General features: G+C 59.5%; 24 protein-coding genes. 12 read left to right on the plus strand and 12 right to left on the minus strand.

Going from position 1 to position 24037, the window contains the following annotated elements; translation table 11 throughout:
* Nucleotides 1–5: 5 nt before the first annotated feature.
* Nucleotides 6–230: a hypothetical protein gene (locus C443_RS01685; RefSeq protein ID WP_005533184.1), complete on the minus strand. Its 225-nt coding sequence runs from the start codon at nucleotides 228–230 to the stop codon at nucleotides 6–8.
* Between the two features lie 194 nt (nucleotides 231–424).
* Between C443_RS01685 and C443_RS01690 the strand changes: the two genes are divergently transcribed.
* Entirely contained in the window at nucleotides 425–877 is a 453-nt protein-coding gene (locus C443_RS01690; protein WP_005533185.1) for a pyridoxamine 5'-phosphate oxidase family protein, read from the plus strand.
* A gap of 103 nt (nucleotides 878–980) precedes the next feature.
* Here C443_RS01690 and C443_RS01695 read toward each other — a convergent pair whose 3' ends face one another.
* Complete coding sequence (locus C443_RS01695) at nucleotides 981–3134, minus strand: hypothetical protein (RefSeq protein ID WP_049943819.1); 2154 nt, start codon at nucleotides 3132–3134, stop codon at nucleotides 981–983.
* 117 nt (nucleotides 3135–3251) lie between these two features.
* Between C443_RS01695 and C443_RS01700 the strand changes: the two genes are divergently transcribed.
* From C443_RS01700 to C443_RS01720, 5 genes are all read left to right on the plus strand, one after another.
* Nucleotides 3252–3629 (plus strand): response regulator transcription factor, encoded by a 378-nt coding sequence (locus tag C443_RS01700; RefSeq protein ID WP_005533189.1) that lies wholly within the window; start codon nucleotides 3252–3254, stop codon nucleotides 3627–3629.
* A gap of 15 nt (nucleotides 3630–3644) precedes the next feature.
* Nucleotides 3645–4769 (plus strand): HEAT repeat domain-containing protein, encoded by a 1125-nt coding sequence (locus C443_RS01705; RefSeq protein ID WP_005533191.1) that lies wholly within the window; start codon nucleotides 3645–3647, stop codon nucleotides 4767–4769.
* Nucleotides 4770–4892: 123 nt separating this feature from the next.
* Nucleotides 4893–6209, plus strand: coding sequence for a glycosyltransferase family 2 protein (locus C443_RS01710; protein ID WP_311241329.1), 1317 nt, complete (start codon nucleotides 4893–4895; stop codon nucleotides 6207–6209).
* A 23-nt stretch (nucleotides 6210–6232) separates the two neighbouring features.
* Nucleotides 6233–7375, plus strand: coding sequence for a GAF domain-containing sensor histidine kinase (locus C443_RS01715; protein WP_005533195.1), 1143 nt, complete (start codon nucleotides 6233–6235; stop codon nucleotides 7373–7375).
* A gap of 569 nt (nucleotides 7376–7944) precedes the next feature.
* Nucleotides 7945–8703 carry a creatininase family protein gene (locus C443_RS01720; RefSeq protein WP_049943820.1) on the plus strand — a complete coding sequence of 253 codons (759 nt, stop codon included), beginning with the start codon at nucleotides 7945–7947 and terminating at the stop codon, nucleotides 8701–8703.
* 192 nt (nucleotides 8704–8895) lie between these two features.
* Here C443_RS01720 and C443_RS01725 read toward each other — a convergent pair whose 3' ends face one another.
* The 4 genes from C443_RS01725 to C443_RS01740 are packed head-to-tail and all read right to left on the minus strand — an operon-like array spanning nucleotide 8896 to nucleotide 12623.
* Entirely contained in the window at nucleotides 8896–9375 is a 480-nt protein-coding gene (locus C443_RS01725) for a hypothetical protein (protein ID WP_005533199.1), read from the minus strand.
* A gap of 25 nt (nucleotides 9376–9400) precedes the next feature.
* On the minus strand, nucleotides 9401–10174 hold the full coding sequence (locus tag C443_RS01730) for a CDP-alcohol phosphatidyltransferase family protein (protein WP_049943842.1): 774 nt from the start codon (nucleotides 10172–10174) through the stop codon (nucleotides 9401–9403).
* A 45-nt stretch (nucleotides 10175–10219) separates the two neighbouring features.
* Nucleotides 10220–10603 carry a DUF7475 family protein gene (locus C443_RS01735; protein ID WP_049943821.1) on the minus strand — a complete coding sequence of 128 codons (384 nt, stop codon included), beginning with the start codon at nucleotides 10601–10603 and terminating at the stop codon, nucleotides 10220–10222.
* 49 nt (nucleotides 10604–10652) lie between these two features.
* Complete coding sequence (locus C443_RS01740) at nucleotides 10653–12623, minus strand: aldo/keto reductase (RefSeq protein WP_005533206.1); 1971 nt, start codon at nucleotides 12621–12623, stop codon at nucleotides 10653–10655.
* Between the two features lie 89 nt (nucleotides 12624–12712).
* On the opposite strand from C443_RS01740, the gene C443_RS01745 reads away from it, so the two are divergent.
* From C443_RS01745 to C443_RS01770, 6 genes are all read left to right on the plus strand, one after another.
* Nucleotides 12713–13582: a hypothetical protein gene (locus C443_RS01745; RefSeq protein ID WP_049943843.1), complete on the plus strand. Its 870-nt coding sequence runs from the start codon at nucleotides 12713–12715 to the stop codon at nucleotides 13580–13582.
* Nucleotides 13583–13717: 135 nt separating this feature from the next.
* Complete coding sequence (locus C443_RS01750) at nucleotides 13718–14698, plus strand: zinc-binding alcohol dehydrogenase (RefSeq protein WP_005533210.1); 981 nt, start codon at nucleotides 13718–13720, stop codon at nucleotides 14696–14698.
* Between the two features lie 39 nt (nucleotides 14699–14737).
* Nucleotides 14738–15115: a 6-pyruvoyl trahydropterin synthase family protein gene (locus tag C443_RS01755; RefSeq protein ID WP_005533212.1), complete on the plus strand. Its 378-nt coding sequence runs from the start codon at nucleotides 14738–14740 to the stop codon at nucleotides 15113–15115.
* Entirely contained in the window at nucleotides 15112–16179 is a 1068-nt protein-coding gene (locus tag C443_RS01760) for a glycosyltransferase family 4 protein (protein WP_005533213.1), read from the plus strand. Before C443_RS01755 ends, C443_RS01760 begins: the two co-directional genes overlap by 4 nt.
* Nucleotides 16176–17072, plus strand: coding sequence for a hypothetical protein (locus tag C443_RS01765; protein WP_005533215.1), 897 nt, complete (start codon nucleotides 16176–16178; stop codon nucleotides 17070–17072). The genes C443_RS01760 and C443_RS01765 overlap by 4 nt, the downstream gene beginning before the upstream one ends.
* 57 nt (nucleotides 17073–17129) lie before the next feature.
* The gene (locus C443_RS01770; protein ID WP_005533217.1) at nucleotides 17130–17888 is read left to right on the plus strand and encodes a GTP cyclohydrolase III; all 759 of its coding nucleotides are present in this window, start codon (nucleotides 17130–17132) and stop codon (nucleotides 17886–17888) included.
* A 304-nt stretch (nucleotides 17889–18192) separates the two neighbouring features.
* Here C443_RS01770 and C443_RS01775 read toward each other — a convergent pair whose 3' ends face one another.
* From C443_RS01775 to urtB, 6 genes are all read right to left on the minus strand, one after another.
* The gene (locus tag C443_RS01775) at nucleotides 18193–18636 is read right to left on the minus strand and encodes a MaoC family dehydratase (RefSeq protein ID WP_005533220.1); all 444 of its coding nucleotides are present in this window, start codon (nucleotides 18634–18636) and stop codon (nucleotides 18193–18195) included.
* Between the two features lie 209 nt (nucleotides 18637–18845).
* Nucleotides 18846–20261, minus strand: a complete 1416-nt coding sequence (locus C443_RS01780; RefSeq protein WP_005533222.1) for a sodium-dependent transporter — start codon at nucleotides 20259–20261, stop codon at nucleotides 18846–18848.
* A 177-nt stretch (nucleotides 20262–20438) separates the two neighbouring features.
* Complete coding sequence (locus C443_RS01785; protein WP_005533224.1) at nucleotides 20439–21137, minus strand: ABC transporter ATP-binding protein; 699 nt, start codon at nucleotides 21135–21137, stop codon at nucleotides 20439–20441.
* Complete coding sequence (locus C443_RS01790; RefSeq protein ID WP_005533226.1) at nucleotides 21137–21943, minus strand: ABC transporter ATP-binding protein; 807 nt, start codon at nucleotides 21941–21943, stop codon at nucleotides 21137–21139. The genes C443_RS01785 and C443_RS01790 overlap by 1 nt, the downstream gene beginning before the upstream one ends.
* The gene (gene urtC, locus C443_RS01795; protein WP_005533228.1) at nucleotides 21943–23097 is read right to left on the minus strand and encodes an urea ABC transporter, permease protein UrtC; all 1155 of its coding nucleotides are present in this window, start codon (nucleotides 23095–23097) and stop codon (nucleotides 21943–21945) included. The genes C443_RS01790 and urtC overlap by 1 nt, the downstream gene beginning before the upstream one ends.
* Complete coding sequence (gene urtB, locus C443_RS01800) at nucleotides 23098–24036, minus strand: urea ABC transporter, permease protein UrtB (protein ID WP_005533229.1); 939 nt, start codon at nucleotides 24034–24036, stop codon at nucleotides 23098–23100.
* Nucleotide 24037: the final 1 nt, after the last annotated feature.

The following is a 24037-nucleotide window of genomic DNA, read 5'->3' on the forward strand; positions in this document are numbered from 1 at the left end:
GTGCCTTACTCACTAGCTGCCCTCGCAGCGTTCGTGAGCCGCCAGCGGCGAACGCCTCTGTGTGTGTTGAACCCGACTAGCCCCTTCAGGGCGAGTTGCTGGAGATGTGTCGTGACATACGGTTTCGGGGCCGCAAGGCGTGCAGAGATGTGTGCTGTCGGAACCGCCGTCGCCTCGCAGTCTTTGAGGACTGCCAGGACGTCATCGTTTGTCAGTGGATCGATCGCCATACCTCCCCTTCGGACTGACAGGTAACAAAGTCTCGTACTCAGGTAGCAGACGACAGGGATTGCTGTCGCTTGTTAGCTGTTGAATTGGTGGTCTGTGCTCCTGCGCTTTCCCGGGTTCGTTAATTAAGAGTCGCATTCCGAGTACCCGAGAATCGTCTCCGGGTTTAATTCAGTATCAAGAACATATTTTGACTATGAGTTCAGATTACCAACCATTATTGGGCGCAGAGTTGGAAGATTCCGTTATTGATGAGGTGCTAACCGAGAGGGGTGTTGGTGTGCTGTCGATGGCCGCTGAGGGAGTGCCGTACGGCGTGCCGCTATCTTTCGGGTACGATGGAGAGGACACGTTGTACTTCATGTTTCTGGGCGCGACCACCGAGCTCCGAAAGGAGACGTATGCGGAGCAGGCCGACGTAGCGAGTTTTACCACCTTCGATATTGGTCAAGATGGTGCATGGCGGAGTGTGATTGTCGCCGGACCGCTCAAACGCATCGAAATAGACGAATGGGACAGCGCACGTGAGTCACTCGCTGATAACGCGTACCAGTCAAACCTTCTCTCTGAGTACGAACTGCAGGAGAATCCTAACGTGTGGGCACTGAAAGTCCAGGAACGGTCAGGCCGCGCTGTCGGACAGCAGTGATCGTGTGTCTTTTTTAGCCCTGTGCTGACCATGCTGTAGTTGACGCTGACGTGGAAATGAACGAGTCGCCATGTGGGCACGAGCGCGGGGGTTTCACAGCAAGCTACTTCCACGAGTTCTGCAAAACGTCATATGATTGTTTTAATCGCTCGGTATACGATGGCTGGTTCCACTGTTCCCAGCTGTACGTGGCTGTGTCCACTGTCGTACCGTTGCGTCCGGGGAGGGCGTCTATGAGATTAGTTGTACCATCGATAGTCTGTGCCTGTTGTCCGTCTGTTGTCGGACGATACGTTGCGGCACTAACTGTTATTGTCTCGAAAGGCGTTTTTTCAAGACCGTCGGACCAGTCCGATGCGATTCGCTGTTTGGTCGACGGATCAGCAACGTTGAGTAGAACCCAAGGCAGTCGCATCTCGACTGTTCGGTCTGCCGGACTGACGTGGACATCCGTGAGCGAATTGTAATTGGGCAATGATGGGTTCCCGTTGCCGTAGGTGAGCTGGCCCGTTTCGACTGCCTCAAATGGAACGGCATCGTCAGTCGCTGGGACGGTGTATCCACGATTGATAGGCTCGCGTACGGGAACGAACCCCGCCGTTCCGTCACGATATTCCTGCACTGGTAAGCCCGCCTGAGAGCCGAGTTCGCGGGCGAACGCGTCGAACGACGACTGGACCAGCAGGCGAGATGTCGCTGGCCCACTCAGGTGAACGACAAAGTCAGCAGCGGCTGTCGCATCCGTATTGAGTGGGAGAGGCGTCTCTTCCCCACGTAGTCCGACTGTCAGAATGATATTCACTCGACTCCAGTCCATCGGGTCGGCTACGTCACCGAGCGTTACTCGCATCTCTAATCCTTCTAAACTGTGTGAGATTCGGAGCTCCTCGAGTTGGTGATCGGCTGGAACGTCGGCTGTTGTTTGCGGTTTGATGACGGTGGCGTCGTCCCAGTCTGAGCTGTTGCCGGACAGGGAAACCGAATTCTCCGGCTCAAACGCCAATAATCCGAATCGTTGTTCGGGAGTTTCGATGTTTGACCAGTACGGACGGCGGCCGGGGACCGAGCGGGCATCAAGATTCCATGTCCGCTTGAACCACTCGTCTTGCCATGCGAACGCAACGCCGCCTGCGGTGCCTGCCCTGACGATGTCCTCATACATCGCCGCGACGATCTCGCCCTGGGACTGCTCAGTATGTTGGCCCTGATGACGCCCATGTACGTCACGGTGTGCGATACCCCGTGAACTCGGCACTCCAAACTCAGCGATGAGGAGGGGATGGGATGTCACACTGACCAGATCATTGAGGTAGCCGGCATAGCTATTGGGCTCACCACGGTGGTCGATAAAGTCGACGTAGTCCGGTGTTTCATTGAGCAGGTCGGGATAATACGGATAGACGTGGTATGCCGCAAACGTGCCCGGATCGAACTCGTCAGTTGTGGTGACAGTATCCGGGTCAATCGTGACCGAATCTTCGTCTACAAATGGCTCATACGGATGCTCTAGCGGATCAGTCGTCACCCAGTTGACGAACCCGACAGGGGTTTGCCAGTCATGGTTGGTGGTCTCGTGTGCGACAGCGCCGTCTAACCGCTCCGCAAGCCACCGCTCGAAGGCACTTCCATCACTCTGTACGTACGACCCGCTGTACGTCCCAGCGTCGATGGCTTGATTCGTTGCCTCGACGGCGGATGGTGGCCACTCGATGCCGAATAAGTACCCCAGAAGCCACTCGTGAACGTCAGCATCGTAGACACCACCAGCGTGCCCGGCTCTGTCTGGAAGAGTCGCGTCACCGTGGACAACGTCCACGGTACGCTGTAGCTCCTGATCGACTGTGTCTGAGATGCTGGTTGCATCGCCCGCTGTGACCAATGGCTCGTGTGGTACCCACGTTCCCTGCAGTAGGTACAGCGGATCGGTTGCATCCGCGTTGTACGCTGCAAGAGCGTGATAGAACTCGGGGGGATGAATCGTATATGTTCGTATCACGTTGGCGATAGCGCCGATATCCGCTATCCAGCGGTCGTATTCATCACGCGTAATGGCTGCCGACCCCGGGAAGTAGCCGGGCTTTGCCATGCCAATATTCAGCCCACTAACGGTCACCGGTTCATACCCGTCGTCGGTGAGTCGCTCAAACCCTTTCCGACGGACCTGAAATATCGGTTGATTACTGTCTCCACTTAAACACCCTGCAACACCAGCGGCCCCAGTCACACCGACAGACGCGAGAAACCGGCGGCGATCCATGGACGCCGTATGATTCTATATCTGATAAGTATATTGCTCTTTAACGGTTAGCGACTGCTAGTCACTGTAGATTATTAGACGGACTTTTCACCCTGCAAACAGTAGTGGCAATAACAAATGGGTGATGAAATACTCATAGTCGATGATGATGAAACCCTTCGTCAGTTACTCACCCATCGATTGGAGAGTGCAGGCTACACTGTCCGCGTTTGTGAGGATGGTCAGGCTGCGGCCGATCTGCTTGATACGGAGTATGAACCAGCGCTGGCTATTTGTGATGTGATGATGCCGCGTCTTGACGGGACTCGACTAGTACGGATGATCCGGGGCGGTGAGTTGGCGGTGCGTTCGGACTTACCAATTGTGATGCTTACATCTCGTGGACAGGAAGAACATGTACTGGAAGGGTTTGACTCCGGCGCGGATGATTATGTCACCAAGCCGTTTCGTGCGCAAGAGCTGCTAGCTCGGGTTCGACGATATGCGACGGCGTGAGCAGGAGTGCCGGTGATGCAGGGTGCCGTGGCAGTAGGTGAGTATTCCGTACCGATCAGTGTCATCCTCTCTGTTCTGGGGCTTCTCGTTGGAATCGGGCTCGTAGTCTCGCTTGCACTCACAATGGGGCTGTCGAGCTACCGGTATCTCAAGGCCACACAGCGGAGTCAGGTCCGATCGGACGTGCAAAACGAGCTACTGAGCAGAGCCTTTGCACCAGAACCGAAGTGGGATGAGTGGGTCCCCACTCTATCGAAGACAGAGCAGAGCGTCGCGACGGAACTTCTAGCAGAGTATCTCCGTGAACTGGACGGGAGCGAAGCCGACTCACTCAAGCAACTCGGTGTCGCGTTGGGCATCCCAGATGAGGCTCGTGCTGATTTAGAACGTGGCCATACATTCGTTCGATTACAGGCGTTAACGTGGCTCATCAGACTAGATGATCCAGATCCGTATTATGCGGCATCTTACGAGCCAACGACACAGGCCGAGCGAGCGGCTGTTGCGCGCCTTCTCTTTCAGACCGGACAGCTGGATACCCCCGCAGCGGGCGTCGAGTTGCTGCTAGATGGGGCGACAACGGAATTCAGTGTCTTCGGGCAAGACACGTTGTATCGGCTTGCCCGGGAGGCCCCCGATGCGATGTTTGCACTTGCAGCAAACCGGTACGAGGCATGGTCAGATGCACTGTTGGCGCAGGTATTACTCGTTCACGGACAACTCGGGACAGGCATTCGCACAGCAGATGTGTCGTGGTTGACATCCAATTTAGAGGGTGATGATGAGGGTGTACGAGCGGCCGCAGCAAGTGCGCTTGGCAGTTTTGGCTGGCGGCCGGAGCTTCGGGATTCACGGTTTCTGTCCCGGGCCACGGCTGATTCCTCACCGCGTGTTCGAGGTGCGGTCTACGAGATGTTGGGTTCATGGGGTGATCAAGAGGCTGTGACAATCCTTCTCTATGCGCTTGTTTCCGAAGAAGACCCACGTGCGTTAGTTCGTGGAACGAACGCACTAGTCCAGCGACAGGATCAAATCGGTCGTAGTGGCCCGGCCATTCTCGGCGCTGCCTGGGAATGGAGCAGTGAACACGCATCATACGATAGTGTCGCCCGGGGCCACACCGGGGCCACCCAGGGATAACGAATGCATTCAACGACTCATCTGGCCGTCACAGTGTTTGGCGCAATTGGGCTGTTCATTCTTGCCTACTATCTCGTAGTAAACAGCTATTATCTCTGTCTGCATATTCTGGCTCTGTTCGAGTTGCGCGACGACGTGCGTGAAGCAAACTGGGATGAGCCGTTCAGGCGGTTTGCAAGCCCGTTCTATCCAGGGATTGCGCTTGTCGTTCCAGCCTACAACGAGGCAGCGACGATTGAAGAGAGTGTCCAGTCGATGCTGTCGCTGAACTACCCAGAACTCGAGGTTGTCGTCGTCAACGATGGGTCAACTGATGCAACACTCAAGAAGTTGATCGAACGGTTTGAACTCGAAGAAATCGAGGCAGAGGTGCCATTCGAAGTGCCCAGCGAAGCGATACACGGGACATACCGGTCAACCCGATATGAAGAGCTATTGGTTGTTGACAAAGTAAACGGTGGTAAGAGTGACGCACTTAATGCTGGGATCTGGCTGACAGAGATGTCGTTGTTCTGTGCAGTCGATTCGGATACGCTTATTGACAGGGATGCATTATTGCAGATCGTCAAACCGTTTCTCAAGCGGCCGGGGACGACGGTTGCGACGGGCGGCGTCATCAGAGTGGCAAACGAATGTAGCGTCAGAGATGGCCTCGTCAAAGACGTGAATCTTCCGAAGACTGGGCTCCCAGGACTACAGGTAATGGAGTATCTCCGTGCGTTCTACTCCGGCCGACTCGGACTCAATCGACTTAACGGATTAATTCTCATCTCAGGTGCGTTCGGTCTCTTTCGAACCGACGTTGTCCGGGAGATCGGTGGCTACCGCCATGACACGATTACAGAAGACTTCGACATCATCGTTCGCCTCCACCGGTATCTGACCGATGAAGATCGGGAATACACTGTTGATTTTGTGCCCGAGCCGGTCGCCTGGACAGAAGTCCCAAGCAGTAGACGCGTGCTCGGCCGCCAACGCCGTCGCTGGTTCCGTGGAATGGTTGAGACGGTTGTCACGAACAGAGGAATGCTATTCAACCCATCGTACGGCCGCGTTGGAACAGTCATTTTTCCGTTCTTTGTCGCAGCGGAGATGTTTGGCCCACTTATCGAAGGGTTAGGATATATTATTCTCCCGCTTGCGTGGTACTTTGGGGTGTTGAGTATCGAATTTTTCATTGTTTTCTTTTTGCTGACGACTGGGTTTGGGATATTCCTGTCATGGTTCGGCGTGTTCAGCGAAGTCTGGAGTTTCAACCGATACGAAGACCCACGACAGATAGGACGACTACTGTGGTACGGCGTGCTGGAAAACTTCGGTTACCGACAGTGGAAGACGATCGTGGCCTGGCAGGGCCTCCTCGAGTATTTCCGCGGGGTAGATAGCTGGGGCGTCATGGAGCGAGGCGGGTTCAGCGTTGAAAACCATGAAGATAACTGAGTGACATATGTAATCAAATGGCTATGGCAACGGGTGCTGACGATTACTTTCGAGACCTGTATGAACTCGGCGCAGATCGCTCATTGTCACTGGATGAAAAAATCGAGCAGGCGATAACAATCGGACGTGATCGGCTGGGGCTAGCTTATGGAGTGCTCTCATACACGGCTGAAGGAGAGTACAATGTTGTTGGATCGACAATTGAGACGGGAGACTACGCGGCCGGGACAGTCCACAATCTTGACGAAACGTGGTGTCGACACGTTGTCAACGACCGCGAGATGCTGATTGTATCCGATGCAGACGCTTCGGAATATGCTGATGATATCGCTGCAGAGGCTACCGGGTTGCAGTGCTATATCGGCTCACCAATACTGGTCGACGGTGAAACATATGGAACGCTTTGTTACTCTGACGACAGCCCTCGAAAGCGCGACTTTGGAGAGCAAGAACAGCAGTTCGTCGAGTTATTAACGCAGTGGATCAGCTACGAAATAGAGCGGCACAAACACTACCAGACTGTCGAAGCGCAAAATGAGCGACTTAACGAGTTCGCTGGAGTGCTTGCACACGATATTCGGAACCCACTGACGGCTGCGATCGGATACACAGAATATGCCTTGGAATCTGTGCCGGACTCAGTTGCGACGCACTTACAGACAGTGCTTGATTCTCTAGACCGGATTGAGACACTCATCACAAATACACTTTCTTTGGCCCGCGACGGTGCAGATGTCGGAGAGCGAGAGCCGGTCGATATCGCGGCGATTGCACGTGACGCATGGGATATCGTTTCGCCGCCGAACGCCACATTGACTGTCTCTGACAGTCGTACGATTATGGCTGATAGATCGCGTCTCCAGCAACTATTCGAGAATCTGTTCCGCAATGTCAAAGAGCACTGTGGCGAGGATGTGACAGTCACGGTCCGGAGCACGGAGACCGGATTTGAGGTCAGTAATGACGGACCTGAACTGCCAGAACCGATAGCAGAGTCGGTGTTTGGTGGCTCTTTTGGCCAGAATCGAGTCGGTCTTGGCCTCTTGATCGTAGAGCGAATCGTTTCTGGGCATGGCTGGGAGGGCGACGTAGAAACGACGCCCGAAGAAACTAAATTCATCGTCTCAGACATTGGGACGGCCACGAAAGTTGGCAAGACGGTCTGACTTCACGTCATCCGTCCATCAGTACGGGTACAAAGTGTATCGTCGCCAGACTAGACAAATTTTGTTTAATAACACATATATAGAGTAATGTAGCAGTACATTCATCCAAGACTATGGCCAGCTATGTGTCTAGTTGCCCCTTCAATCAGATATTCTCCCCAAATATTAAAATATAGGGCCGCATATGGTGTTACATGAAGAAGCGATTGCGAAAAGCACTGGACACGATACCTGTCCCACAGGAGAAGCCAAGCGCGGGCCTCGATGCGTGCACAGAGTGTGGTCAGTCCTCGCTTCCCGGTGCTAGTCGTTGCACTGACTGTGTCGAAGGCTAACAGCGAGGGAATCGTCCGGGGAAAGTCAGTTCCAGTTACTGCCTCCAGCTCGTTCTCTTCAGGTGCGAGGCCATCACAGTCGGTACGCAAAACCGACAACGGCATCGGACTCAATCAACCGGAGAGAAGATACTCAGCATAAAAAGCGAGCTACCAGCGGACCCGCTGCCGACTGATGGGTAATCGTGTTCAGGTTTCAGCAGGTATTTATTACAAAACAGATAATTGACAGCAATGTCTTCTCGCAGGTCAGTGTGTCTTGAGGAACTGGCATGGCCAGAAATTGAATCCGCCATCGAAAACGGAACACAGACCGTGGTCGTAGCGGTCGGTTCGATCGAACAACACGGCCCACATCTGCCACTGAATATGGATACGCTCGACGGGGATGCGCTCGCGCGTCGAATGGCGTCCAGATTGGGAGATGCGCTTGCCGCCCCCACAATTCGCCCGGGATGTTCGGGGCATCACATGGAGTTCCCCGGGACAATAACCGTTTCACCCGAGACATTGATGGATGTCATCCGGTCGTACTGCAAGTCACTCGATGCCCACGGCTTTGAACACATCGTGCTTGTCCCGACTCACGGTGGGAATTTCGGGCCGGTCACAACCGTGGCACCGGATATCGCACGTGAACTCGAAGCCACAGTGATCCCGCTCGCTGACCTCGACGAACATATGCAGTTGCTGAATGAGGGACTCAGCGAAGCCGGTGTCGAATACGAGCAGGATGTTATCCACGCCGGGGCCGCCGAGACAGCGATTGTACTGGCCATCGACGAGGGACTCGTCAGGACAGAGGATATCGAACCCGGGCCAGAAGGCGATATTTCGCCAGCTCGGTTGCTAAGTGAAGGATTCAAATCAATTACCGAAAACGGTGTCCTCGGCGACCCGGAAGCAGCAACCTCCGAGGCCGGAGAAGTGATCATCCAAAACGTCGTCGAAGCGTACGTCGAGCAGGTCAAGGCCGAACGCAATGCGGCCTAACCAAAGGCGTAGGCGGGCGGTCAGCCGTGTTTGACGGTAACTGCGGTAGACGGGCTGCCGCCGGCCGAGGAACTCTCAGTTGCTTTGTTGTGTTGGCAGATGCTGACTCAGTCCGATAGTGTCCACCATCTCCATGCAGCAGCGTTTCAGGGGCTGTAAACTGTGTTGGAGTTACCAAAGCAACGAAGACGCTCAATCGACCCGGTCCCACAAGCTAACACGGCCTCCTCGTGTAACGTGTCTGACGACTAGGCCCGCGGTAGTGAACCAGAGCGCGACTTCGAGGAAGAACGACGGACTCCAGAGGTAGTACACGAAGAACGACCCTGGTGAGAGCGACAGTGGGTCCGCCGGAATGACAACAGGCCAAAACAGAAAGACTGCGTCGCCGGCGCGGCCGTTGAGAACGACGTGGACAGTGTCGAGGAGGAGATGTAATACCCAGCCAGCTGCCACCGACAAGCCGGTCCGGCCTGAGAGAGCCAGCGGGAGCGCCACGATGACGAGTAGCGCAGAGTGACCAATTGAATGATAGAGAGAGGTGACACCGACCGTTGCTAGCGGCTTGTCCACTACGTCCGGCACTGCGGTCCCGACCACAAGCCACAGCGGCGACAACCGCGACACCCGTCCCAGAAGCGCGGCCACGAGCAGGTGTGTCGCGAAGAGCATACAGAAGGGTAGGGACAGAGACGTATCAACGCTGCCGGTCGAACCACTCGCGGGGAAGGCGACCGCTGGCAACGAGGAAGTCCCGGAGGAACACCGCCAGCGACGGGGCGATGACGACCGGTGTGAGCGTGAAGACCAGTTCTGTCGGCGCCGTAGGGACGAGTGCGGCAGTAATGAACACCATCTGGACGCCGGCGAGATACTTCCCGAGGTCGCTGTCAGGCCGCTCAAAGACGGGCCGGTTTTGGTATCGCCGCCAGCGAATACCGCCGACGTAGACGTAGCGAGCAGCCGACAGTGAGAGGTACAAGGCGGGAAGCTGACCCCAAAGGACTGCGACAAGCGGTGCGACCACGAACCCGAAAGTGTCGAAAGCTATGTCCAACCGCGTGCCCAATTGGGTTTGCTCACCGACGGTTCGGGCAACGAAGCCATCAATCTTATCCAGCACGACGCCAGCGCCGTAGCAGGCCGCCGGAACCCAGACGAGATCGGTCGTCGCCGGCACCACAAGAAAGCCAGCGACGACAGCATAAAGCCCACCGCGAAGTAGCGTCACCGTGTTCGCGATCCCGAAGGTGTAGCGCCAGGGGTTACCGGCGGCCGGCGTGACACTGAGCTTTCGGCCGACGTACCAGAGCTGTCCGGCCCAGCAACACCCTGCGACGACCGCCGGGTGGAACATCCAATGTGTCATCGTGTCTGCAGGAAACAGCACGCCGACAATGGCAGCGATAATGAACCCGCCGACAACCGAAAGTTCGACAGGGACCCCGCTGTCACCGTGTTTCTCGGCCATCGACACCTCCCGGCCGGCATTCATCCGCCGCCACAGTAGCACAGCTCATCGCAGCAGCGCAACGAGGACCGCCAGCAGGACAAGCTGTGCGGCCTTGTCGACTGCCCCCAGTGTTCCAACATCAGCCGGGAACGATTTCGGCCCGGTGGCGAAATTGACGTAGTACCACAGCAGTATCTGGACGAGCGTGAACGGGACACCGACGGCGTAGATGAGTCCGCGGCGAATACCTAGGATAACCAGCACAATAGCGCCGAGAAACCCCAGCCCCGCGAGGATAAAGCTGATACCTATACCGGACGGGGCTAGCCTGACACCGAGCAGGAGGTGTATCGCGGCCGTGACCAGTGCCGCGAAGACACCGAGCCAGTGTCGGCTGTCTAGCGAAGCTACGTCAAGTGAAGGTCCCTGTGTCTCCGTCGCGGCCATGGGTTTGATTCGGGTTTCGGTCATATAACAACACTGCCAAATGTGTCGCTCATCGCTCGAAATCCGGCCGTTGAAGCCCGGTGGTTCTGGTACAGGCCTCGGCGTCAAGTCGCTGTCCAGCGGCGTCTATGTTCTCGACGATATGAGACGGTGTCGTACTGGACGGAATTGGAACGACGCCCTGTGTGGCGTTCCACGCCAGCACCGCTCCAGCTGGTGATAAGTCAAACGCCTCCGCGACATCCGCCAGAACTGGTTCGTCAAGCAATCCGGGAGCCGACAGCGGCGAGTGTGCGACGACCCTAATGCCTCGCTCGTGACAGTACTCGACGAGGTCAGTCCGTGGCTGGTACGGGTGGCGCTCGACCTGGACGAGTGCCGGCCTGACGGTCCCCGTCTCGATGACCATCTCCAGTTGCAGCTGCGAGACGTTACAGAGCCCGAGCGTGCGCGCCCAGCCCCGCTCGTGGAGGGTTTCCATATTCTCCCAAGCGCGCTGGAGCGAGACCGAGTCCGTCTGGATGTCGCCCGCGTCGCCCTCGGGGAAGGTCAACGCCTCCTGACGTTCGATTGGTTTCTCGGCCAGTCGATCTAAGGGCCCTTGGTGAGCCCACGCCTCCGGCCAGTGTAACGCGTAGCAGTCGAACGCGTCGATGCCTAACTCGTCGAGGCTGCCCCGACAGGCCGTCAGCATGTGCTCCTGACGGTGGTTCGTGCGCCAGACTTTCCCGAGCAGGAACACCCGACGCCGGTCTGGCGCGCCCGGAGCAGCAAGGATGCGGCCGATACGGTGTTCATTACCGTACAGTTCGGCGCTGTCGAGCAGTCGGTAGCCGGCATCGAGGGCCGCCGCAATGGAGTCCCCGCGGTCGACGTACGTTCCGTTGCGGTAGCGGGAACAGCCAAACCCGACGATCGGGAGCCGAATCGCTTGCTCTTGGCAACTGTTCTGGTCTCTGTTCGGGGCGACATTCGGCGCTGGCTGAGGGGCGGCCGCCACGCCGTAGTCTGACACGGGCTCCGGCCCACCCGTCTCCGCAGTAGTCTCGATCGCGTTACAGACCGCGACGATATGAGCGCCACGGCGGCCCGTCTTCCGCGACGGAGAACCACGATTGACACTGGCCGCAAGCGACTCCACCGGGTCGAGATAGCGATACGGTTGTGTGGGGTGCTGGGCAGGCGCATCGATGTATTCGCGGCCGACGCGACCGTACTGAACGGCTGAGGGGCTGTCGTCCGTTGCGCCAGTCCCGCGGAGATATAGCGAGCCGTCGTCGCCGTGGAGTTCGAGCCCGTAGAACTCGCGACTCCGGTGTGGCGCATAGAAACTCGCGGTTAGCCGCACGGTCAGACCGCCGTCAAACGCGAGCGTCGCCTCGACGTGACTCGGGACGGACGGCCGTTTTGCCTCCCGCTCGGGCCAGCTATCGAGTGCAGTTGCGGACTGGACAGATTCGACGGGGCCGAACCACGAGATCAGCAGCGCGAGCGGATAGACACCGCCGTCGTAGAGCGGCCCGATAGAGAGAAACGAATCGGGCCGGTCGTGCCAATCGGTCACGCGGCCGACGTGAGCGTGGGCGTATCCTAGCTGGACGGGACCCATGCGACCGTCGGCGAGCAGTCGTCCAGCACGACGCTGTGACGGCCCCTGGGGCGTGCCCGGGGCACAACCAAGCGCCAGATTCCGGTCTCGGGCCAGCGCAAGCAAATCGGCGGCGGCCGCCTCTTCCAGTGCCAACGGCTTCTGCGAGTACACGTGTCGCCCTGCTTCGAGTGCCGTTCGGGTCACCGGTGCGTGGGCGGCGTGGTTCGTCAGGTTCACCACCAGCGGGGCGTCGACGGCGGTGAGCGCGGTGTCGAGGTCGGTAAACGCCGGACAATCGTGTTCCGTGGCGAGTGCCTTCGCCCGGTCCGCTTCGAGGTCACAGACGCCCACCAGCGAGAGCGGGCTGTCTGCCAGGTCGGCCGCGTACTCTGCCGCGATACTGCCCGCACCGACGAACAGACAATGCACACTCCGATAGAGGACTCCTCACATATATATCATATCGCCAGTGGGGTTTTAGTCGCCGCCGCCGAATGCCAGACGTGACAGAACCGGGGATGAGCCGGCTGGGGACGGCGTACCTGCGCGCGTTGCAGGCGCTGGGCCGGCGGATTCCGTACGGAACGAACGTCTACGAGCGCGAGTGGGACGTACTCGTCGTCCTCGACGCCTGTCGAGCGGACCTACTACGGACGGTTGCCCCCGATATCGAGTTGTTCGATTCCGTCTCGACGGTCCGCTCGGTCGGGAGTTCGTCCTCGGAGTGGCTCGAAAACACGTTCCTCGATCATCCTGAAACAGCCCACACCGTCATGGTCACCGGCAACACGTGGACAGACCGGTATCTCGATGCCGATGCCTTCGCCGCGCTGGACGAAGTCTGGAAGTACGCGTGGGACGAGGATTTGAACACCGTCCCGGCCGCGGCTATCACAGACCGGGCCATCGCACAAACTCGGCGTCTGGCCCCCAAACGGCTGGTCGTCCATTACATGCAGCCACACCACCCGTTTGTCCCCGACCCGCTCGCCGACGACGGCGGCCTTACCCGCACCGGAAGCCACAGTAACACGGCAAATCCGTGGGTCGCGCTCCGCCGTGGCGAAGTCTCGCCAGAGCGCGTCTGGGACGCCTACAAAGCAAACCTGCGGTACGTCCTTCGGGAAGTCAAAGCACTCGCCGAAAACGTCGATGGCCGAATCGCCGTCACCGCCGACCACGGCAATCTTTTCGGGGAGTGGGGGCTGTACGGCCATCCGATGCACACGCCAGTCCCGGCGCTACTGGCCGTGCCGTGGGCTGAGACGACCGGCGTCAATCACGGACAGCGCGAGCCCGAACTGACGCCACCCGAGCCGCTCCCGGTTTCGCGTGTCTACGGTGCTGCGAGTGACAGAGACCGACTCGACTCACTTGGATACTTATAATTCTTGCTGAGATACCTTTTAGTCCGAGAAAGCCTGGGTTGAAGACGTGCATCCCCGGAGCCGTCGCCGCGTTCGAGTTGGGTCGCACCAAACCATCGGCACCGGTTCACGCTCACGCCGCCAGGAGCCAGTATAATGCCCGCCAAAGCGCTGTACTTTACTGGCTCGGAATCAGTCAGGGTCGACGAAGAGACAGTGCCAGAACCAGGTCCCACAGAGGTCCGTGTCCGGACAGAATTGTCGGGCATCAGTCCCGGAACAGAGCTGTTGGTGTACCGCGGTGAGGTCGATTCGGAACTCACGACTGACGAGACGATCGACGCCCTCGACGGCACATTCTCGTATCCCCTGCAGTACGGCTACGCCGCGGTCGGCTGTGTCACCGCTGTCGGGGAAACGGTTGACGACGGCTGGCTGGACCGGCGCGTGTTCGCGTTCAACCCACACGAAAGCCACTTTCTCGCCGAACCGTCGTCGCTCATCCCCACGACATTACCACCGGAACAGGCAGTATTCATCCCGAATGTCGAGGCGGCGGTCAACTTCGTGATGGACGCCAGGCCGCGTATCGGCGCTCGGGTGGTCGTCTTCGGCCAGGGCCCGGTCGGGCTACTGACGACCGGGCTCCTAGCCGAGTTTCCGCTGGCGTCGCTCGTGACAGTCGACCCCTGTGCAGGCCGCCGCCAGCTCTCGGAAGCGCTTGGGGCAGACCGCTCTGTCTCCCCCGGGAATCTCGGCGACGCCGATGCCGACATCACCTTCGAACTCTCGGGGAACCCACCCGCACTCGACAGGGCAATCGATGCCACTGGCTATGCAGGCCAGGTCATCGTTGGGTCGTGGTACGGCTCGAAGGGCGTGTCACTGGACCTCGGCCACCACTTTCATCGAAGTCACATCCGACTTCGCAGCAGTCAGGTGAGCCGCATCGACCCGGACCACGCGGACCGCTGGGACAAGGACCGCCGACTGGACGTTGTTCGGTCATGGCTGAGTGACACCAACCTCTCAGCGCTGCTAACGCACGAGATCGACATCGAACGTGCGGCCGAAGCGTATCAACTCTTGGAGAACCGGCCAGACGACGCAGTTCAGGTCGTGTTGACGTACGGCTGACACCCGCAATTTAGGTTTGGCCCGACCGTTTGTGCAGGCATGTACGCGACGACAGTGCGGACCGAGTTCGTGGCACAGCACTACCTCACTGTCCCAAACCCGGGCCCAGAAGGTGACCCACACTCACACCGCTACAGCGTTGAGCTGTGTTTCCGGGGCCCCGAACTCAACGAGTTCGATTACATCGTCGACATCGACGATGCCGACACAGCCCTGTCGTCACTCGCTGACCGGTACCGGGATACGATGCTCAACGATCTCCGGGAGTTCGAGGGGCACAACCCCAGCGTCGAACGATTTGCCCGGGTCATCTTCGAGCGTGTCATGGAGCACGTCACCGACGAGACAGTCACCGAACTGTCAGTCACCATTTGGGAGGACGACGAAGCCGCTGCAAGTTACGACGCCGCCGTATGAGGGTCGGCCTGACGCTGTACGGAAGCCTCGACGAGCAGTCGGGCGGATTTCGGTACGATAGAAAACTTGTCGAGGGACTTCGAGACGCCGGAGACACCGTCGAATGTATCCAGCTCCCCTGGCGTGACTACCACAGAGGACTCCTCGATAACGGCTCGCGCAAGCTCCGCCGGCGACTGGACGTGGAAGTCGATGTCATGTTGCAGGACGAACTCGCCCATCCGTCGCTCGTCCGCACGAACCGTGCCCTCCCGTACCCGATCGTCAGCATCGTCCATCACCTGCGGGCGAGTGAGCCGCGGCGACTCGCGCCGCTGTACCGGGCAGTCGAGCAACGCTATCTTGGGACTGTCCAGGGCGTCGTCTGTAACAGTACCACGACCCGAGGCGTCGTGACCGACTTAGGCGTCAACGCCAACAACACCGTCGTTGCGCCGCCGGCCGGGGACCGGTTCGCCCCAGAAGTCGACCGGTCGACGGTTGAGCAACGTGCCACTACCGAGCCGCTACAAGTCGTTTTCATCGGGAACGTCACGCCTCGAAAGGGACTGGATACGCTCGTCGACGGTGTGGCCAAGGCGGATGCCGACATCGAACTCAGCGTCGTTGGTCGCCCTGTCGACGCGGCCCATGTTACTGCGGTCCGGAACCGCGTCCGCGAACGCGGTCTGGATGACCGTGTACAGTTCACGGGGCGACTCCCGGATGCTGAGTTGGCGAGCAGGCTCCGGTCGAGCCACGTCCTCGCAGTGCCGTCCCGATACGAGGGGTTCGGCATCGTCTATTTAGAGGGAATGAGCTTCGGCCTCCCGGCGATAGCCACTCGCGCAGGCGGAGCACCCGACATCGTAACTGACGGCGAAACGGGGAAACTCATCGACCCCGACGATTCGGCAGCCGTCGCCCGCGGACTGGAGCGGTTCGCTACTGACCGGGACCGACTGGCCGAGATGGGGTGGGCCGCGAGACGGAGCTATGAGGCGCATCCAGACTGGGAGATGACAGTGGCGCGTGTCCGCGGCCTGCTGTCCGACATCGCACAGCCCGCGGAGGTGCCGGCGTGACGGGGTCGTTCCAGCGGTATCTGCGGGCCAAGCAAACTGTCGACGACCGCGCGCTGGACCGCCGGCTGATCGAAACGCTCCGCGAGCAGTTGGCGACCCGGGCAGCCGACAGCGACGGGCCGTTACGTCTTCTTGAAATCGGGGCCGGCATCGGCACGATGCTCGCTCGCTTCGTCGAGTGGGACGTGCTGCCTGCGGGAGATATCCGCTACACAGCGGTCGATATCCAGGCGGGGAACCTGTCCCGCCTGCCCGACTATCTCCGTGACTGGGCTGCCGACCGGCAGATGTCGGTGGGAGACAGTCCACTCGTTCTAGAAGGCGAAAACCGACGGATTCGGATTGAGACGGTCCAGGCCGAAGCGGTGGCATACGCCGAAGCCGCTGACAGGGAGTACGACCTCCTCATCGGGGCCGCCCTGCTCGACATTCTCGACCGTAAGGAGCTAAAGACGCTACTCGAACCGCTCGCACCCGGTGGTCTGTACTACTTCCCGATCACGTTCGACGGCGCAACGCGCTTCCAGCCCGGCCATCCCGCCGACCGGGCAATCGAGGCCCACTATCACGACCACATGGACGCAAAACAGGGCGGGGACAGCCGCGCCGGCGGCAACGTGCTTGCCCGGCTCCAGCGACTTGATGGCGCGACGCTCTCGGCGGTGGCCGGGTCAGACTGGATCGTCCGGCCTATCGACGGGAGTTACCCGGCTGACGAAGCCTACTTTCTCCGGTACATTCTCGATACAATCGAAGATGCGGTCGGTGAGATGACCGGTAGCGACTTCGAGAACCTCGATGCCTGGCTGGCACGCCGGCGGGAACAGGTCGCTGCCGCCGAATTACTGTATCACACACATCAACTGGATTTCCTTGGGTGTATTGACTCGTAAACCGGCGCTACTGGCTGATTTCCAAACACAAACATAGGTCAGTTCCTGAATACCTATGTGACAAACACGCAGGTCACTCTAATTCAGATAGACAACTATGGCCCGTGGACGACGACCCCTGAGCCGCGCCGCGAGGTTGACCTCCAGACGCTGCAGTCCCGTCTGTTCGCTGATGTGGCCCAGCTGGTCGGCACCATTGACGGGTACGCCTTCTTCGGCAGGTTCGACAACATGGTCGCCGTCACAAACGGCCTCGATGCGGCCGACCACATCCGGATCCAAGAGTCGTTAGGCAACCGCTATCCGGTGACGGTAAGTATGAGTCTTGAAGCCAATTCCTCGCCCGTCCAAGCCCTAGGTATCGCCTCCCGTCGGCTCCAGGATACCGGAAGCGCTCAGGACAGCACCCGCCGGGAAGTCCTCCAAGGGGATCCCGCTACCAGTCGAAGTGACGATGACGTTCAGATTGCGCATTTCGATGTCAACGACGCCACGGGCAAGTACACTGACCGCCTCAATGAGTTCGATACGTTCATTCACATCGAGCAGGGCTACGCAGAACTGATGCGATATCTCCGGGAAGCGCATGAGTCGCTGGCCTTCTTTGTCGGCGGCGACAACGTCATTGCCGTCTGTTCGGAGATGGACGCATCGGCATATCAGGATACGATCACCCACGTCCGAGATACCGTAGACGTGGACCTGAAGGTCGGCGTCGGTCGGGCACGCACCGCCCAAACCGCAGGCATGACTGCCAAACACGAACTCGAACGCTGTCGAGACAGCGGCTCGGCTGTTGAACTCGGCTGGCAGTAACGAACGCGGACGCCTGCCCGAACATAGACGGACTTCGGCTAAGTGCTAGGAGATGTGGAGAGGTAGTTCCATATAAGTGGTATCCGGATATGATCTGCTTTGATATTTCACGGACGTATATTTATATCTAAGTCTCTGTATATGGCCAGCAGATAGATATGAGAGAGTATATTCATCGACAGACAGCCATATCGAGAGTTGTTTTCGTAGAGATGTTATCGAATCAGGTGCGATTATGTCGATGCCAATGGACGCCGCCCGTTCAACGAGTTACGCAGGGAGTGCAGACGGCTTGCGTGTGTCGTCACTCGTCGGTCTCGCGGCGGATCATGGCTGTTGCCTCATATGAAATAACCAGTTCGTCGTCCTGGTTCAGTCCTTCGTGGCGGGCGGTGAGATACCCCCGGCTCGGGTCACTGTCGGAGGGCCGCTTCTCGATGATTTCGGTTCGTAATCGTAGCGTGTCACCGGGGTGGAGTGGCTGATGCCAGCGGAGATTGTCGACGCCGACGCCGGCCTGTGTTGCCATGTCCTCGCTGTTCTCGACGTTGAGACGCATACAGATCGCGGCGGTCTGCCACCCAGAGGCGACGAGTCCGCCAAAGACTGAGTCCTTCGCTGCCTCCTCATCAGTGTGGAACGGCTGCGGGTCGTACTTCTCACCGAATTCGACGATTTCGGATTTCGACACGGTGTATCCATCGGATTGTCGCACGTCGCCAACCGAAACATTCTCGTAAAGTTTCATACGATCATGAACAGGGTGCACAAAGAAAAAACCCGGCGCGATCACCGACGGGATGCATTTCCGCGGGTATGGCGACAATACCGGATTTAGGAATTATTGCACTGCATACGGGAGTCGCTGTCGAACGATGTGCAGGAAGCCAAAGTGGAAAAGAAAGCCCTCTCGGTGAAGACGTGCTCAGAACATCAGCAGAATCAAGACGGGCGTACTTAGCTCGAACTCAGTCGGTCGCCCCAGCTTCCGCTCGTAACTGCGACAGCAAGGGCAACAGTGCCGACCACAGCAATAAGTGCTCGGCCGCCGAGCCCCAGCGATATTCCAGCGAGCGACGCGAGCGTGTTCGTCAACAGGAACAGCACGACGACGGGGAGAACCCAGCCAACGGTCAGTAGCCACGGTCTGGCTACCCATTCGAAGCGATCGGTTCCAGCACGGAACTCCGCCAGCGCTTCCCCACGGAGCAGCCAGCCCACGATGACAGTGAATGCGAACAGGCCGACGGTCAGCATGAGATCTGCGAGCGTGCCGGAAACAAACTGGAACACCGGGCTCGTGAGTGCCAGCCCGCTCCCAGTGGCCGCAAGCAGGACCGTGACCAGCACCGTTGCACGGCGTCGCGGGACGCCGAAACTGTCGACGAGTGTGGCGACCGGCGTTTCGAGCAGGCTGATACCGCTGGTCACCGCGGCCATCAAAACGGTCGCAAAGAACGCCGTCGCGACGAGTTCCCCGCCCGGAAGCGTCGCGAATGCCGTCGCGAGCGCGACGAACAGCGCACCGGGGCCGCCCTGCCCGGGGTCGACACCCTGCGAAAACAGCAGCGGAATGACGACCAAGCCGGCGAGGACACCGATGAACGTGTTCGAGACAGCGATGACCAGCGTATCTCGCGGAAGGGATGCGTTGTCGTCGAGATACGAGGCGTACGTCAGCATTACCCCAGCGCCAAGCGAGAGAGTGAACAGCGCCTGGCCCGCCGCTGGCCCGATAACGCTCAGGAAGTTGGCAGCGAGATAGTCGGCGTCGAAGCTGAGATAGAACGCGTAGCCGGCGGCCGTACCCGGCTGGGTGGCCGTCCATACCGCGAGGCCGAGCAGGATTAGTACGACGCCAGGCAGCATCACCTTCGAGACGCGTTCGATGCCGTGGCTCACGCCGAAGAAGACAATCGCGGCGACGATACCGAGGAACAGCAGGTGAAAGGCGACCGCTTCGAGCCCGAAGCTCATCGCCCCGAAGTACTGCTGGGGCTGCCCGAAGTACGCCCCGACCGGTGAGACCAGCGTGTAGCGAAGGATCCACCCGCCGACGACGGAGTAGAACGAGAGGATGACGAGGGTCGTCAGGACGTTGAACGCACCCAGCCACGATCCCCAGCGGGAGCCCGTGAGCGAGCGCAACGCTGCAGTTGGTGTCTGTCGACCACGGCGTCCGAGGACGAACTCAGCGAGCAGCCCCGGGACGCCGATGCCGACGACGACCAGCAGGTACACGAGGAGGAACGCGCTGCCACCGTTCCCGGCGGTCAGCCACGGGAACCGCCAGATGTTCCCGAGGCCCGCCGCACCGCCGACGGCGGCAAGCACAAAGCCGAGATTCGATATCCATGAGTCACGATCGGACATTCGTGTACAGGTCTGTTCAGTGGGTACTCAAGTTCCTGTTGATTCGGCTGCTAGCGTGTAATTATGAAGAAGTTAGCTAGCCGACAGTCCAGTATCTGTCCGAACTGCCGTCCGTCGTTTCAACGGCGACCGCCTGTCGCTGGCGACGGCGTCGAAAAACTGCGATGACAGCCCGCCTCAGACCGCGAGGTACTCCGCGATTGCGTCCTCGTCGGCAATCGTCGACGGGCCGAGTTCGTCAACGACTGTGCCACGCTCCATCGCGTAACAGCGGTCGGCCATCTCGCGGATGACACCGAGGTTCTGCTCGACAAACAGAATCGTCGTCCCGAGGTCGTCGTTGATCGTCTGCATGTCCTGACTGATCTGGTCAACAATAGAGGGCTGGATGCCCTCAGACGGTTCATCGAGCAAGAGGAGGTCAGGGTTCGAGACCAGTGCACGACCGATGGCGAGCATCTGCTGTTGCCCGCCCGAGAGCGTCCCGGCTTCCTGGCTGGCCCGTTCTTCCAGAACCGGGAAGTAATCGTATATCTGGTCGTACAGCGTCTCGTCGCTTTCGGACCTGATAGTCTCGCCCATCTTGATGTTCTGCTCGACGGTTAGTTTGGGGAACACGTCGCGGCCCTGCGGGATGTAGCCAATACCGGCCCGGGCGCGCTCGTCGGCACTCGCGTGGGTCACATCAGTGCCGTCGTAGCTGATGCTCCCCTCGCTGGGCTCCAGCAATCCCATCACCGTCTTCAGGAGCGTCGTCTTGCCAACGCCGTTTTTCCCCATCACGCCGACGATTTCTCCGTCTTCGACGGAGAGGTCCACGTCCCGCAGTATCGGTGTCGTGTCGTAGGCAGCGGTGACACCGTCGAGTTCGAGCATCACGACTCACCCCCCAGATATATCCGCTGGACCTCGGGGTCCGACTCTATCTCCTCGATCGGCCCTTCGCGGAACACCTCGCCGTTGTGCAGGACAGTCACTTCTTCGGCGATGCTCGCGACGAAGTCGGTGTCATGCTCGATGACGACGAAGGCGATCCCTTGCTCCTCGTTGAGCCGCGTGATTCGCTCGGCGATGGCTTCCCGTTCGGCCACGTCAAGGCCGGCGACCGGCTCGTCCAGTAGCAGGAGGTCGGGTTCCAGCGCGGCGGCCATCCCGATTTCCAGTTGCTGTTGCTGCCCGTGTGAGAGCTGCCCGGCATCGACGTCCTCGTAGCCGGTGAGCCCCGCAGCCTCGATAGCCTCGGCGACCAGTCGCCGTCGCTCCTCCCCGTCGGCGAACTGCTGGACGGGGAGCCTGACGTTCTCTCTGACGCTCAGGTCGCCGTAGACGGACGGAACCTGGAATTTCATACTGATACCACGAGAGACCCGCTCGTGCGGGTCGAGGTCAGTGATGTCGTGGCCGTTGTAGTAGATACTGCCATCGCTCGCCTCGTAGGACCCGGTAATCAGGTTCAGTAACGTTGACTTGCCAGCGCCGTTGGGGCCGATGAGACAGCGTAGCTCCCCCTCGGCGACCGAGAAGTCCACGTCGTCGGTGGCAGTGAATCCGCCGAACTGCTTGACCAGCCCGTCGGTCTGCAGCAGCGTCTCCGTTCTGTCTCCCGTTGCCAGTTCCGCAGCGGTCTGTCGGACGTTCGGTCCGAGCGAATCGACCTCGGATTCGGTTTCAGTATCACTCATTAGTCACTCACCTCACTCGACGCGTCGGGTGCGTCAGCCCCGCCGGCTTCGCCCGGGCCGAGTCGAGTTTCGACAAGCTGCTCGTGGAGCCACGGAACGAAGCCACTCGGAAGGACCAGAATCGTCACCAGCAATAGGGTGCCAAGCAGGACCAGCGCCAGCTCTCCGGCCATCGAGATGCGGAGGTATTCGACGGCGAGCGTTGCAACGACGGCCCCGAGCAAACTCTTTCTGCCGCCGATACTCACCCAGATGACCGGCAGCGTCGCGAACAGTAGCGAGAACACGGTTGGATCGATGTAGACGTTCCGTGCGGCGTACAGAACGCCGGACAGGCCCGCCAGCGCACCTCCGAGCGTGAACACGACGAACTTGACGCGGGTCACGTTGTAGCCGAACATCTCGGTGCGATCCTCGTCCTCGCGGACGGCGACCATCACGCGGCCGTAGTCCGAGTTAACGAGGATACGCAGTCCGAGATACGTCCCGATCAGCAGGAGGAGGACGAGGTAGTAGAACGGGCTGATCTCGAACGCCCCGATACCAATGACCCGCATCGGGAACGGGTTGTAGATGAACTGGTAGGAGGCACCTTCGATGCCGAGCGTCAGTAGCGGGATGTCCGGCATCCCGTTGAACCCGCCCAGTGCCGCCTCGCCGATGGCCCACTCGGACCCGGCAGTCTGAGCCATGAACGTGTGCATGACGATCGTCGAGACGAGCGTGATGATGGTCACGTAAACGTCCCGCACCCCGCCGTAGAACATGAAGTAGCCCAGTATCGCCGCGCTGAGGCCACCGCCGACGATACCGGCGACGACAGCGGCCGTGATACCGCCCGGAGTCGCATAGTTGATCGAGACGACACCGAACGTGTAGGCCCCGATGCCGAAGAAGACGACCTGCCCGAAGCTCAGCACGCCCGAGTAGCCCCAGACGACTGACAACGAAAGCCCCAGCAGAGCCAGCACCATGAACAGCGACAGCTGTGAGCCGTCACCGAAAACTGGGTAGACGACGAGCACCGCCACGGCGACGGCGAAGCCGACCCAGAATCCGCGCGATTCCCCGATAGTGTTTGGCCCCTCGAACCGGCTTCGGAGCCGACTCGGGAGCGACCTGTTCGCCCCGCCGTTTGCGCTGTTTCTCGACATCTAGTCGCTCTCCTGTCTCCGTTGCCGCAGTTGTTCGATGAACCCGGTGATGCCGTCGGGAAGGAACCGGAGCGCTATGAGTGCGGCGACGAGCAGCGCGATGCGACCGATGAACGTCCCGTAAAGGTTCGAGAACGTGGCCAGAATTGCCCCGAGGACGCCCCCCGACAGCGCGGTTCCGAGGACGACGCTTGGGCCCCCGACGACGACGGCGACGAACGCCTCGACCAGGAACTGGTCGCCCAGCGTCGGCTGCATCGAGATGACTGGCGCAAACAGCGCGCCGGTCAGCCCGGCCAGCGCCGAGCCGATGCCGAACGTCAGCATGTACATCCGGTCGGTGTTGACGCCCATGGCCTGTGCCGTTTCCTTGTCCTGTATCGTCGCCCGGGCGCGCATCCCGAAATCGGTCCGGGTGAACAGGTAGTAGGTAGCCAGAAGCAGCCCGATGCTGACGCCGGCCAGAACGATCCGGTACGTCGAGTATGAGAACGCCCCGTACGAGATTGCGCCGAACGGCGTGGCTATCTGGTCGATGGAGTTGCCAAAGCGGATTCGGGCCCCCTGGGTCAGTATCAGGCTGAGCCCGAACGTGGCGACCATCGAATCGGCCAGACGGTCGTACAGGGGGTCGATGACATCCCGGCCCAGCGTCCGTTGACTGATGTAATTGGGCCAAGCTCCGGAGATAATCACCCGCTCGGTCAGAATCCCGAAGAGGCCGGTGACCAGACCGCCGACGACCATCGCCACCACGAGCGGGAGGCCGAGTTGCGTCACGGCCAGCGTCGCGGTGTAGGCACCGATGAGGATGAATTCCCCGTGTGCCAGATTGATGACGCCCATGATCCCGAAGATGATGGCCAACCCCGCCGCGGCGAGCACGATGAACGCGAAGCTATCAAGGAACTGAAGCGCGAGGTTGATCCCGTTTACCATC

The organism is Haloarcula argentinensis DSM 12282 (assembly GCA_000336895.1).
GTDB classification, from domain to species: domain Archaea; phylum Halobacteriota; class Halobacteria; order Halobacteriales; family Haloarculaceae; genus Haloarcula; species Haloarcula argentinensis.